Annotated in this window: 9 protein-coding genes; 4 read left to right on the top strand and 5 right to left on the bottom strand. The window is 42.5% G+C overall.

What is annotated here, in order from left to right:
* Positions 1 to 121: 121 nt before the first annotated feature.
* Positions 122 to 781, bottom strand: a complete 660-nt coding sequence (locus tag IQ230_RS00745) for a TetR/AcrR family transcriptional regulator (protein ID WP_193929871.1) — start codon at positions 779 to 781, stop codon at positions 122 to 124.
* 205 nt (positions 782 to 986) lie between these two features.
* Between IQ230_RS00745 and psbA the strand changes: the two genes are divergently transcribed.
* Complete coding sequence (gene psbA / locus IQ230_RS00740; RefSeq protein ID WP_193929869.1) at positions 987 to 2,063, top strand: photosystem II q(b) protein; 1,077 nt, start codon at positions 987 to 989, stop codon at positions 2,061 to 2,063.
* A gap of 105 nt (positions 2,064 to 2,168) precedes the next feature.
* Here psbA and IQ230_RS00735 read toward each other — a convergent pair whose 3' ends face one another.
* Complete coding sequence (locus IQ230_RS00735; RefSeq protein ID WP_015190843.1) at positions 2,169 to 2,351, bottom strand: hypothetical protein; 183 nt, start codon at positions 2,349 to 2,351, stop codon at positions 2,169 to 2,171.
* A gap of 285 nt (positions 2,352 to 2,636) precedes the next feature.
* Entirely contained in the window at positions 2,637 to 5,105 is a 2,469-nt protein-coding gene (locus tag IQ230_RS00730) for an ATP-dependent Clp protease ATP-binding subunit (RefSeq protein ID WP_193929867.1), read from the bottom strand.
* Positions 5,106 to 5,553: 448 nt separating this feature from the next.
* On the opposite strand from IQ230_RS00730, the gene IQ230_RS00725 reads away from it, so the two are divergent.
* A complete protein-coding gene (locus IQ230_RS00725) occupies positions 5,554 to 6,291 on the top strand; it encodes an ABC transporter ATP-binding protein (protein ID WP_193929865.1) in 738 nt (245 codons plus the stop codon).
* 3 nt (positions 6,292 to 6,294) lie between these two features.
* Here IQ230_RS00725 and IQ230_RS00720 read toward each other — a convergent pair whose 3' ends face one another.
* Positions 6,295 to 7,125 (bottom strand): DUF5995 family protein, encoded by an 831-nt coding sequence (locus tag IQ230_RS00720; RefSeq protein WP_193929863.1) that lies wholly within the window; start codon positions 7,123 to 7,125, stop codon positions 6,295 to 6,297.
* A gap of 239 nt (positions 7,126 to 7,364) precedes the next feature.
* Here IQ230_RS00720 and IQ230_RS00715 point away from each other — a divergent pair, with 239 nt between their 5' ends.
* Together IQ230_RS00715 and IQ230_RS00710 are read left to right on the top strand one after the other, a co-directional pair.
* The gene (locus IQ230_RS00715; RefSeq protein ID WP_193929861.1) at positions 7,365 to 8,936 is read left to right on the top strand and encodes an NAD(P)H-hydrate dehydratase; all 1,572 of its coding nucleotides are present in this window, start codon (positions 7,365 to 7,367) and stop codon (positions 8,934 to 8,936) included.
* 222 nt (positions 8,937 to 9,158) lie between these two features.
* On the top strand, positions 9,159 to 11,642 hold the full coding sequence (locus tag IQ230_RS00710; protein ID WP_193929859.1) for an EAL domain-containing protein: 2,484 nt from the start codon (positions 9,159 to 9,161) through the stop codon (positions 11,640 to 11,642).
* Positions 11,643 to 11,725: 83 nt separating this feature from the next.
* Here the strand turns inward: IQ230_RS00710 and IQ230_RS00705 are convergent, their stop codons facing one another.
* Positions 11,726 to 13,087, bottom strand: coding sequence for an NAD(P)/FAD-dependent oxidoreductase (locus IQ230_RS00705; RefSeq protein ID WP_193929857.1), 1,362 nt, complete (start codon positions 13,085 to 13,087; stop codon positions 11,726 to 11,728).
* Between the last annotated feature and the right edge of the window lie 27 nt (positions 13,088 to 13,114).

Below are 13,114 nucleotides of genomic sequence, written 5' to 3'. Positions count from 1 at the left end.
TTAAGAATCTTTACAGGAAGCGATCGCGCTTTTATAGAAAGCAAAATACTACGGATAAAAAATGAAATTAAGTTTATTTATACAATTGACAAAAAGCAACTGAACAATGTCACACTCACAGCTATCTATTGTTTTGGTTTCTGACACCAGCTAGAATTAAATCAACGACTTCTTGAGTATGTTGTTCAACTGTTTCCGGACTGAGTAATGGCGCACCTTGCCAAAGGTACTTCATATTCTCGTAGGCAGTGAAGTAGAAATTACAAGCTCCCATAATATTCATTACAGTGTGTTGTGGATGAAGTTTGCGGAAGCATCCTTCTGCAACTCCTCGCTCTAAAATCCTTGTGACAATACCAAAAGCCTGTTGCGCGCGATCGCTACTGAGAACGTGTTTGTAATACTTACCTTGATTTTGCAGCGCTTCATGAATTTGAATCGGGTTAAGATGCGGATGATGAAAGTCAGTAGCGATTTGTCGCCGGATGAGCTTTTCTAGTGCTTCTTCAGGCGATAACTGTTCGAGTTCCTCTGGCTGAATCGAATCCATGTACCTACCAAAAAATATCCGTTCCAACACAGCTACGTAGAGATCTTCTTTACTCTTGAAGTAGTAGTAAATCATCGCCTTAGTGACGCCTGTCTTCGCAGCAATCTCTTCCGTCTTCGCCGCATTTAAACCATACTGTGCAAATTCTGCTTCGGCTGCATCAAGTATTGCTGTTCTCGTCGCCTCTGCATCCCGAACCTGTTTTGCTGCTTTTCCTGCTTTAGTTGCCACTACGACTTTTTAACACCATTAACGTATCATCCTGTTCGATCATAGGTGCTGAAATGCTTTTCCGTCAAAGCTTTGAGACTTTTTGATCGCTAAAACACACTTGGGTGTTGACAAAAAAAGTTTATTAGGGCATATTAACTAACAGGTCAGTTAATTAATTTAAATAGAGAACTGACTGTAAACCTTAACGTCATCATCCAACATCATGACAACGACTCTACAGAGACGCGACGCGAATCTGTGGGAGCAGTTTTGCAATTGGGTCACTAGCACTGATAACCGCCTTTATGTAGGCTGGTTTGGCGTGTTGATGATTCCGACTTTGCTTGCTGCAACCACCTGTTTCATCATTGCTTTCATTGCTGCACCTCCCGTTGATATTGACGGAATTCGGGAGCCTGTTGCAGGTTCGCTGTTGTATGGCAACAACATCATTTCAGGTGCAGTTGTACCGTCCTCGAATGCGATCGGCTTGCATTTTTATCCAATTTGGGAAGCTGCAAGTTTAGATGAGTGGCTGTATAACGGTGGTCCTTACCAACTGGTGATTTTCCACTTTCTCATTGGCGTGTTCTGTTACATGGGACGCGAGTGGGAACTCAGCTACCGTCTAGGGATGCGTCCGTGGATTGCTGTTGCTTACTCTGCACCTGTCGCCGCTGCTACCGCAGTATTCTTGATTTACCCTATCGGTCAAGGCAGCTTTTCTGATGGAATGCCGTTAGGTATTAGTGGTACTTTCAACTTTATGTTAGTGTTTCAAGCTGAACACAACATCTTGATGCATCCATTCCATCAACTAGGAGTCGCAGGTGTCTTCGGTGGTGCGCTGTTTAGTGCCATGCATGGCTCACTAGTTACCTCAACTCTCGTGCGCGAAACAACTGAAATTGAGTCTCAAAGTTACGGCTACAAGTTTGGGCAAGAAGAAGAGACTTACAATATCGTTGCTGCTCATGGCTATTTTGGTCGCCTAGTTGGACGCACAAACGAGGTTATCTTAGGAACCACAGCAAACAGTCGTACACTGCACTTTTTCCTTGCAGCTTGGCCCGTAGTTGGTATTTGGTTTACTGCTTTAGGTATCAGTACTATGGCGTTTAACCTGAACGGTTTCAACTTCAATCAGTCGGTTCTGGACTCGCAAGGACGTGTGATTAGTACTTGGGCTGATGTGTTGAATCGCGCCAACTTGGGTATGGAAGTGATGCACGAACGCAATGCACATAATTTCCCACTTGATTTAGCTACCGGAGAAGCACTACCAGTTGCAAACAGCTAAATTGTCTTAAAAGTTTGTCTTCTATGATTGCTTAATGAGCGCTCTTTCACGGGGGCGCTTTTTCTTGTCTTGTAAATTGAGATGACACTCTAGTGTTGGGTGTTTCTATTGTTTGTCTCTTGCCAATTTTTCCGCGATCGCTTCTCGAATCCACGGCGCAACTGCATCTCCAGCAACTGCTCGTAGTTCGGCTTCTAAACTTGGTGGAAGACGAATACTGATTGGCTTGCTGATCACTGGTTCAGAATCAGTCACAAATTTCCCAGACTTGAGATCTCGTTTGCTCATAGCATCAGGGTCATGGTTAATGCAACTAGAATAATATTACTTACTTTAACGAAGCACATTGGCAGTAGCCTTCCTGCAGGGTAGGCACAAAGATCGCAAAGAGTGGGTAAGCTCATCTCCAGTTGAATAACCAGGCTATGATTGAGTTGCTAGTGGCTAGTAACTAGTTGCTAATCACTCATTACTTTAATTGTAAGTAATTAACCGGATTTGATATGGTTAGCAACCCAATAATATAAAAAATCCCCCAGCTTGATTGCTAGGGGTTTGGGTTAAGCTAGGTGATTAGCTAACGGAAGATAGTAGTAACTCTTTATTGGCTGCTTTTTCTATCTTCACTTCGCCGCGATCGTCAACATCAACAATGGCTGTGTCTCCGATTTTGATTAAACCTGCTAGCATTGCTTCGGCTAAGCTGTCTTCAAGCAGTCGCACGATCGCTCGACGTAATGGTCTTGCTCCATAGCTAGGGTTGTAACCTTCTTGAACTACGCGATCTTTGAACTTGGCGGTTACATCGAGTTCGATTCCTTGTTCTACCAAGCGGGTGGAAACTTCACCTAACAGGATATCGGCGATTTGCGTAATTTCTGGTTTAGTCAACTGACGGAAGACAATAATGTCGTCTACGCGGTTGAGAAACTCAGGACGGAAGTGTTGCTTGAGATCTTCATTCACAAGATTGCGAATGCGATTGTAGCTAGACTCACTTTGACTGTTAGCAATCTCGAAACCGATACCACCGCCACCTTTTTCGATCACTCGCGAACCAATATTGGAAGTCATAATCAGGAGCGTATTCTTGAAGTCTACTGTACGACCTTTGGCATCAGTCAAGCGACCATCATCCATGATCTGCAACATCATGTTGAAGACATCAGGGTGTGCTTTTTCGATTTCGTCGAATAGCACTACGGTGTAAGGTCTGCGACGTATTGCTTCTGTGAGTTGTCCGCCTTCGTCGTAGCCAACGTATCCAGGAGGCGATCCAATCAGTTTGGAAACCGTGTGGCGTTCCATAAACTCGGACATATCGAGGCGAATCATCGCTTCTTCTGAACCGAAGAAATAGGAAGCAAGCGCCTTTGTTAGTTCAGTTTTACCAACTCCGGTAGGACCTGAGAAGATAAAGCTAGCAATTGGGCGATCGGGGTTCTTTAAGCCGACTCTGGCGCGGCGAATTGCTCTAGAAACTGCTGTCACAGCTTCTTGTTGACCGATAATCCGCTGATGCAAGGTATCTTCTAAGTGCAACAGTAATTCAGATTCGGTTTCAGTCAGCTTATTAACGGGAACACCAGTCCACGAAGCAACGATCTGTGCAATGTCTTCTTCATCAACAATAGGAGTGTTGACATCGTTGTTGTGATTTTCAGAAATCGCTTTAATTTGTGCTTCAAGTTCTAACTCGCGATCGCGTAGCTGTCCTGCTTTGTCAAAGTCTTGTGCTCTAACGGCGGCTTCTTTATCGCGCGATACTTGGACTAATTCCCGCTTGACTTGGCTTGTCGCAGATGCTTGCGAGTTTCTTAAACGGACACGCGAACCAGCTTCATCAATCAAGTCGATGGCTTTATCAGGTAAGAAGCGATCGCTAATATAACGATCTGATAGTTTTGCAGCGGCTTCTAGTGCAACATCAGTAATCTTAACGCGGTGATGCTGTTCGTAAGTCGCACGTAAACCGTGCAGAATTTCAATCGTTTCATCAACTGAAGGTTCGCCAACCATGATTGGCTGGAAACGACGCTCAAGTGCTGCATCGCGTTCGATGTGCTTGCGGTATTCATCTAGGGTTGTTGCACCAAGACACTGCAATTCACCACGGGCTAGTGCTGGCTTGAGGATATTTGCTGCATCCATACCACCTTCAACACCACCAGTACCGATCAAAGTGTGAATTTCGTCAATGACTAAGATGATATTACCCGCAGCGCGAATTTCCGCCATGATTGCTTTGATGCGTTCTTCAAAGTCACCTCTAAAGCGCGTTCCAGCAATCAGTAAACCCATGTCTAGGCTGACGACTTGGCGATCTTCAAGGATGTCAGGAACGTTTTGGGCAACAATCCGTTGGGCGAGTCCTTCGGCGATCGCGGTTTTACCAACACCAGGTTCACCGATTAATACAGGGTTATTCTTTGTTCGACGTCCTAAAATCTGAATGGCGCGTTCGATTTCTTTCTCGCGTCCAACAACAGGATCAAGTTTACCTTCAGCAGCTAACTTCGTTAAATTTGTACTAAATTCGTCTAAAGTTGCTGTTTTACTTGCAGTGCGACCACTGCGGCGTTCAGTACTACCTACAGAAACTGCCGCTACCTCTCCATGTTTTTTGATAACTGCGGTGCGAATTTGCTCTGGGTGAATACCCAAATTACTGAGGACTTTCGCTGCTACTCCGTCGCCTTCGCGGAGTAATCCTAATAAAATGTGCTCTGTATCAATATAGTTGTTTCCGAGTTGCCGAGCTTCAGCTAGAGCTTGCTCAAAAACACGCTTAACTTTGGGAGTGAAAGGAAGCTCAGTGGGGACAAATCGATCTCCCCTACCGATAATTTTTTCTACTTCTGTGCGTGCATCTTGGAGGGATACTCCCAGCTCGGTCAGCACTTTTGCTGCTACTCCCGTACCTTCTCCAATCAAGCCTAAAAGAATCTGCTCGGTTCCTACCAAGTTGTGTCCCAGGCGACGTGTCTCTTCCTGGGATAGCATGATTACCTTGATGGCTTTATCTGTAAAGTATTCAAACATCGTGGTTTCCTTTACCGAGCTGTTTAAGTAGGGTCATTTACCCTTACATAAACTTTTATGTAGTTATGTTTAATGTAACTTTGGACAAACAACTCCCACAGTGGGAACAGCCGTAATCATGAAGGAGTATTACCCGTCTATCTTTGACGTAAACGTTAGTGTTGAGAGGGGTGAGGGGTGAGGGGTGAGTGATTGGTTTTGAATTTTGAGTGCTGAGTTACGAAAATTCTTCAATTCAAAATTCAAAATTCTTTTAATAAATGCCTCCGGCACTTTTCTTCGCGAACAAAACTCAACACTCAACACTCACTCCTCACCCTCGCTCCTAAATTTGTTCCTATTAGTAGAATCTTTTTTGTGGCGAGCAGCGTCTAATACTATTAAGATCCTTAAAACTGAATACATTGAAGTAGTCTCAGTTCTGAACAATTCTTGAAGTAAGCCTATTGTGTCTATAACAAGCCGTACCCTGATTGATCCCACATCAATAAAACGAACTAACCAACGTAATACAAAAGCAATCTTGACAAAAGGTGTTGAGATGGCTTTCAAATCGGGACGCGATTGCTTTCAAGTCCTTAAAGGAATTGATTTAGAAGTCTCTCCTGGCGATATTCAACTATTAATGGGACCATCCGGATCAGGAAAGACAACTTTACTGTCAATTTTGGCAGGCTTGCTGACGCCAACTGCAGGAAGCGTATACTTACTCGGCGAAGAGATTACAAAAATGTCTCGCGATAAGTTAGCAAACTTTCGTCTGCAAAATATTGGGTTTATTTTTCAAGGGTTTAACTTATTTCCAGCGCTGACAGCAGCCGAAAATGTAGAACTAGTGCTGAATATTAAAGGCATTAAAGGACGATTAGCAAGAAACCAAGCGAAATATCTACTCGAACAAGTAGGTTTAGCAAGTCATACGAACTATAAACCAGGAGATTTATCTGGCGGACAGAAACAACGGGTTGCGATCGCACGGGCGTTAGCAGGTAATCCTCGGTTAATCATGGCAGACGAACCTACTGCTGCTTTAGACTCGCGTAGCGGACACAATGTTATTGAGTTACTACGGTTATTAGCCAAAGAAGAAGGCTGTACAGTGTTAATGGTAACTCATGACTCACGTATTATTGATGTAGCTGACCGTGTAGCGTACATGGAAGATGGAATGTTGCGGCAAGAGTAGACTTTATCTTTGTTTCCGCTGCGCTTGGCAATAAGTATCCCGTTCAGAACTATCTATCCCAGGCGGATAGCTAAAATTTTGTTGTAGTAGAAAAGCAGTAGCTGCAGTCTGTGCTTCAATTTCTGCTGCTATTTGGATGCGTTGAGTATTTGTATTTGCATCGCGGAGGCGCTCAAAATTACGGTATGCACCCTCACGCCACTGAGCAATGAGTTGAAACCGTTGCAAATCATCTGCATTACCTGGTATATCTTCATCATCAACTGTCGGATCAAACTTGTGCGCTATTTCCGATAATATATTTACCTGTTGAAGAAATTCATTGACACGAGTGTGGTCTTCATAGGTTACTGGATGACCTTTTAAATAAAGCTCATAAAGTACAAACGGCAAATCGCGCTGAATGTGTGCATTAAAGCCTAAAATGAGATTGCCCGATCCTGACACTGAGCGATGCTGTGCTGCATCAAACGCGATTTGCCAAACTGGGGGAACATAACCTTTACCTGTATGGTAAGCGTCATAAGCTCGAAAATAATAATCGGCAAATAAGGCATCTTCTCGAATAACAGATGCAGGATTGTTGTAGTTAATCTCATCAATTGTTTTGAGAAAAGTTTGTGTCGTTCGCAAGTAGGCTAGTGCAAATAAACCATCACGATCGCATTGCTTTGCAAGTGGTTGGTAGCGTTGCTTCATTGCCTGAATAACAAGTTCCACGCATTTTGGCTTTCCTGTCTGGCAAATTGCGTCTATCAGTTGGCGATCGCTTGCTAGAGAAACTGGAGAAAAGGCGAGTAAAAACACAGCCGTGCTGAGAAAGAAGTTTTTCATAATTTTTTTTAGCCCGTGTTTTTCAGCGATGAGTTAAATACGGATAATTCTCTCAATGCTGCATCTTTTACACAAGACTCGTTCATCCAACTAAATAAAAAATGGTGATAACAAAACATAATTCTCTACTCTCCTCTACTCCTGTGCTTTCCCTATAAGATTTCTCTCTTACTACAGGTGGCGTTCTGATGAATTTAGGAAAAATGAGAGTAAGTAACTCAATGTAGCTCTAAAAAACTATGTTCAATCAAAATCATTCCCATCTTGCGGCACGACGCGAACAAATTTCTCGTATAGTCGTTACTGCGCAGCAGATGCGGAATATTGAAGAGCGGATCTTTACTAAAGGAATGCCAGTTGCTGCCTTGATGGAGAAGGTAGCCGGACTCATTACACGTCGTATTATAGAGCTTTATCCTCTTTCACAAGTATCGCGTATCGGTATTTTAGTAGGACCTGGGCATAATGGGGGTGATGCGCTAGTCGTAGCACGAGAATTGCATTTTCAAGGATATCAGGTTGCAGTTTGCAGCCCTTTTTCTAAGTTAAAAGATTTGACTTCACAACACGCACAATATGTCAAGATTTTGGAGATTCCAGTTCATGAATCTTTGGAACCTCTAGCAGAATGCGATTTATTTATTGATGGCTTATTTGGATTTGGGTTAGAGAGATCGCTATCTTCTCCTGTAGATCAAATTGTCAATCAGTTGAACGAATGGTCACAGCCAGTTGTAAGTATTGATTTACCCTCTGGCTTACACACTGATACTGGGGAAGCGCTAGGAACAGCCGTACAAGCAACACATACCTTTTGTTTAGGTTTGTGGAAACTAGGATTGTTGCAAGACCAAGCTTTAGATTATGTTGGTGCAGCAGAATTAATTGATTTTGATCTTCCGCTGACAGATATCCAAGCAATATTAGAAGCACCAAAAATCCAACGTATTACCCCGCAAAGTGCGATCGCAACTCTCCCTCTCAAGCGTTCTCCTGTTACGCATAAATATAAACAGGGACATCTTTTACTTATCTGCGGTTCGCGGCGTTATACAGGCGTGGCAATTTTGACGGGCTTGGGCGCAAGAGCAAGTGGTGTTGGAATGCTCTCAATAGCAGTTCCAGAATCGATTAAACCACTGTTATCTGCACAATTACCTGAAGCTTTAATTATCGGCTGTCCTGAAACCGAAAGCGGTGCGATCGCACAACTGCAATTACCAGAGAAAACCGATTTGAGTTCGTTTGATGCGATCGCTTGTGGTCCTGGTTTAACAGTAGATGCCAAGCCAATTTTACAAGAAGTGTTAGATAGCGATCGCCCTTTGGTTTTAGATGCTGACGGTTTAAATATTCTTGCTCAAATGGGAACAACTCAGACATTGCAACATAGACAAGCCTCCACCGTCTTAACACCCCACGCAGGCGAATTTAAGCGATTGTTTCCTGATACTGTCGATCCTACTAAAGACCGCATTGCCGCTGTACGTGCAGCCACTGAACAAAGTGGTGCAGTTGTGTTGTTGAAAGGTGCAAGGACTGCGATCGCGCAAGCTGATTGTGTATGGGTTAATCCTGAAAGTACCCCAGCTTTAGCACGTGGTGGTAGTGGCGATGTGCTAACAGGTTTGTTGGGAGGATTGATTGCACAGGCGACTTCCAAAGATATACCTTTAGTAGAAATTGTCGCAAGCGCTGCGTGGTGGCATTCTCAGGCTGGTATTTTAGCAGCTGATGAACGTACAGAAATGGGAGTCGATGCATTCACTTTGACAAAATATTTAATGTTTGTTGTCAGCAGATTTTCATAATGAATATGAATGACATTACGTATTAAAATTATCATTTTTTAGGAGTTTTGGTACTATCAAACGCTTAAAAGTTGCTTGAAGTGTATATTTTCTACGATTTTTAGTTGAAAATAAATAAATGTTTTTGGAATGTCAGTAGCTACGCAAACTCTGTAAATGTCATTTCGAGTATAAGATAAAAATTTTACTCAATTATGCATAAGGTAACTAATATCATACTTTATGGTTGTTAAAGATATAACTTCCATCAGTACAGCCTTGAGCGCTACTTACGATCTGCGTTTGGTTGTACTTTCGCTTGTTGTGGCAATTATCAGTTCATATACGGCACTTGATATGGCTGGGCAAGTTCCTGTAACACAAGGAACAGCAAGAAAGTTGTGGTTAAGCGGTAGTGCGATCGCTTTAGGGATTAGTATCTGGGTCATGCACTTTATTGCCATGCTTGCTTACGAACTACCCATACCAATTACTTACGATATTCCAACAACCTTACTATCATTACTAGTCGCGATCGCCTTTTGTGGAATCGGATTATCAACTGCTAGCCAAAGACCTCTGAGGTGGTTGCCTTTATTGACAGGAGGCATTTTTGTAGGGTTGGGCATTATTACGATGCACTTTACTGCAATGTGGGGAATGCAACTCGGTGCAATGCCAGTCTATAATCCACAATTTATTATTTTTGCTGGGGCTTTCACAATTTTTATGTCAACTAGTGCGTTGTGGTTAGCATTTCATGCTAGTGCTGAAAGAATTGTGTCATCTGAAAGTTTAGGTAAAGTTGGTAGTGCACTTTTTGCTGGTGTTGCCATTGATGCCTTGCATTATCTAGGCATGATGGCAGTTGACTATTACCCTTCAATCAAACTTCTTACTCAAGGTTCTACCGGAATCGATAGGTTTGTTTTAGCAATTGCTACCGGTACTGCTAGTTTAAGTATTTTGTTGTTGGCATCAGTAGGTTCCTATTTTGGTCAGCGCCTCAGTGCTAAAATTGCCAATGCTGAAGCTTTAAAAGAAAGCGAAGAGCGCTATCAAAAGTTGTTTGATTTTGCGCCTGATGCTTATTTTGCGATCGCTGCTGATGGTACTCTCAAATCAGTCAATAACTATGCTGCTGAGTATTTAGGTTACGACAAACAAGAGTTAATTGGTCAACCTGCATTGATGACAGTTTATGAAGCCGATCGCAACTGGATGCAGGAATGGATGGAAAGTATCTTCCGCGAAAAGATTACTAGTAGTGAAGTAGAACTTCGTAAAGTTTGTAAAGATGGTTCAGTACTTTGGGTACGCGAACGCAATCAACTAGTAATTGACAACGAGGGCGAACCAATAGAATTACACGCAATTTGTCGAGACATTACTGAACGCAAGCAAGCAGAAGAGGAATTGCTTCAAAATGCCTTTCACGATGCCTTGACAGGTTTACCCAACCGTGCACTGTTTCTAGATCGTCTAGAACAGGCAATTCAACACGCTAAGAGATATCAAAATTATCTATTTGCAGTTCTTTTTCTTGATTTAGATCGCTTTAAAGTCATTAATGACAGTTTAGGGCATCTTCTTGGAGACAAGTTACTTGTAGCGATCGCGTCTCGGTTACAAGAATGCTTGCGACCAACTGATACTGTTGCCCGCTTGGGCGGAGATGAGTTTACAATTTTACTTGACGGTATTCAAGATGCAAGCGATACCATTCGTGTAGCTGAAAGAATTGAACAAGTACTTTCGTTACCTTTTGAAATTGAAGAACAACAAATATTTACCTCTGCAAGTATTGGTATTGCACTAAGTGCTACTAATTACGATCAGCCAGAAGCACTCCTACGCAACGCTGACATTGCTATGTATCGTGCTAAAAACCAAGGTGTGGGGCGCTACGAAATCTTTAACCCTGCAATGTATACCAAAGCTGTTGCACGCCTACAACTAGAAACAGATCTGCGCAATGCAATTGAAAGACAAGAGTTTATTGTGCAATATCAACCAATTATTTCTTTGCAGACAGGCAAAATTACTGGTTTTGAAGCCCTGATCCGCTGGCAGCATCCCCAATATGGTCTGCAAAACCCAGATAGATTTATTGCAACAGCAGAAGAAACTGGGATGATCACTCGCTTGTGTCAATGGATTTTTTACACGGCTTGCTATCAATTGTGTCAATGGCAACGACAACTTGCAGAAGCAAAAGACTTAATTATAAGTATTAATCTTTCTGGCAAGCAGTTTTCTCAACCTAATATTGTCGAGCAAATTCAGCAAGTTCTACAGCAGACTAACTTAATCGCCTCACACTTGAGACTAGAAATTGTTGAAGGCGTCATTATGGAAGAAAATGATTCTATTTCAACTAAGCTTTTACAGTTAAGAGATTTGGGCGTTCAGTTATCAATTGATGATTTTGGAATAGGATACTCATCTCTAGCACGTTTATATCATTTTCCCATCAACGGATTAAAAATTGATCGCTCTTTCGTTTCACGTATTGGTGTTGAGCAAGCTAGCGCTGAAATTGTTGAAACAATTATTACTCTTGCCCATAAACTAAATATTGACGTCACAGCAGAAGGTGTAGAAACACCAGCACAACTTGCCTACCTGAGAACATTAGAATGTGAATATGCGCAAGGGTTCTTTATATCTCAATCTCTCAACGCTGAGCAAGTAAAAGCTTTACTAAAAAGCAATCCCCAGTGGTAAGAATTAGCGTTTAGCACTTGAGTTGCTAGTCACTTTTGATCGCCACTAATCAACCAGATTTATATTACTATCTATTAACAAAATTACACTTTAACGGCTGAATTGCTATTAGTTGGTGTGTAGAAATCTCCTTGATTATCAACTCCTACTGTCAATAAAGATTCTTCGCCTGTGATTAATCTTGCACCACGCTTGCGCGTCCAGTAATTCCAACCCCATTGCAAGAGAACCACAAGTTTGTTATCAAATTCAATTAAGAAATAAATGTGGACAAACACCCAGGTAAGCCACGCCAAGAAACCAGAGAACTTAACAAAACCAAAGTCTACAACTGCTGCATTGCGTCCAATAACAGCTAAGCTACCGCGATCAAAGTAATTAAAGGGTGGTAGTGTCTTTGCTTGTAGCCGTTGTTTAATGAGTGCTGCAACATATTGTCCTTCTTGCATAGCGACAGGTGCAACACCAGGTAGGGGTTTACTGTTTTGGTGAGAGAAATTTGCTAAGTCACCAACAACAAAAATATTGGGATGATCTGGAATACTGAGGTCTGGTTCAACGATAACTCGTCCGGCACGATCAATTTGTGCGCCAGTACGCTTAGCTAAAATTTCTCCCATAGCAGAAGCTTTGACACCCGCAGCCCAAAGAATTGTTTTAGCAGCAATTTGCGTGACTTCGTCGCCTTGCTTCATTGTCACAATGTCATCTGCAATATTAGTGACTAGTGTTTTTGTTTGCACCGTTACACCCAATTGCTGGAGAGATGTTGTTGCTTTTGTCGATAATTCTGTTGCATAAGGTGGGAGTAAGCGATCCATCCCTTCAAGTAATAAGATTTTGGCTTCAGCCGTATCGATGTTACGAAAATCTTTCTTTAATGTACTGTAAGCGAGTTCGGCGATCGCTCCTGCTAACTCTACGCCAGTAGGTCCACCACCAACGATCACAAACGTTAACCAAGCACGGCGTTTTTCCGGATCAGTTTCCTTCTCAGCAGCTTCAAAGGCAACAAAAATCCGTCGCCGCATTTCTAGTGCATCTTCAACGGTTTTCAAGCCAGGGGCAAATTCTGACCACTCATCTTTACCAAAATACGAATGTTTAACACCTGTGGCAACAATTAAACTATCGTAGTGTAGGTCTTGATTTTGCAGTGTCACCTTGCGCTGTTCTGGGTCAATGTCAACAACTTCTCCCATGAGCACTTTAGTATTTTTGTTGCGACTAAGGACAGCACGTAAAGGAGAAGAGATATCTGCTGGCGATAATGTCCCTGTGGCGACTTGGTAGAGTAAAGGTTGAAATAAATGAAAGTTACGCTTATCTATTAATGTTACCTCTACGGGAACACTGCCGAGGGATTTCGCTGCATATAACCCGCCAAATCCACCACCGACGATCACTACACGATGCGGAGATTGCTTTTCGACAGCATTAACCATATAGAGTGATTTTTAGCTAATTTCTTT

It is taken from the genome of Gloeocapsopsis crepidinum LEGE 06123 (genome assembly GCF_015207655.1).
In the GTDB taxonomy this organism is placed as follows: Bacteria; Cyanobacteriota; Cyanobacteriia; order Cyanobacteriales; family Chroococcidiopsidaceae; genus Gloeocapsopsis; species Gloeocapsopsis crepidinum.
Note: the sequence above shows the minus strand (reverse complement) of the source record. Positions and strands in the feature narration are given on the sequence as shown.

Coding starts and splice junctions, on each gene's coding strand:
- IQ230_RS00715 (WP_193929861.1), top strand. CDS start 7,365: ATGTTCAATCAAAATCATTCCCATCTTGCGGCACGACGCGAACAAATT.
- IQ230_RS00710 (WP_193929859.1), top strand. CDS start 9,159: ATGGTTGTTAAAGATATAACTTCCATCAGTACAGCCTTGAGCGCTACT.
- IQ230_RS00720 (WP_193929863.1), bottom strand. CDS start 7,125: ATGAAAAACTTCTTTCTCAGCACGGCTGTGTTTTTACTCGCCTTTTCT.
- IQ230_RS00735 (WP_015190843.1), bottom strand. CDS start 2,351: ATGAGCAAACGAGATCTCAAGTCTGGGAAATTTGTGACTGATTCTGAA.
- IQ230_RS00730 (WP_193929867.1), bottom strand. CDS start 5,105: ATGTTTGAATACTTTACAGATAAAGCCATCAAGGTAATCATGCTATCC.
- psbA (WP_193929869.1), top strand. CDS start 987: ATGACAACGACTCTACAGAGACGCGACGCGAATCTGTGGGAGCAGTTT.
- IQ230_RS00705 (WP_193929857.1), bottom strand. CDS start 13,087: ATGGTTAATGCTGTCGAAAAGCAATCTCCGCATCGTGTAGTGATCGTC.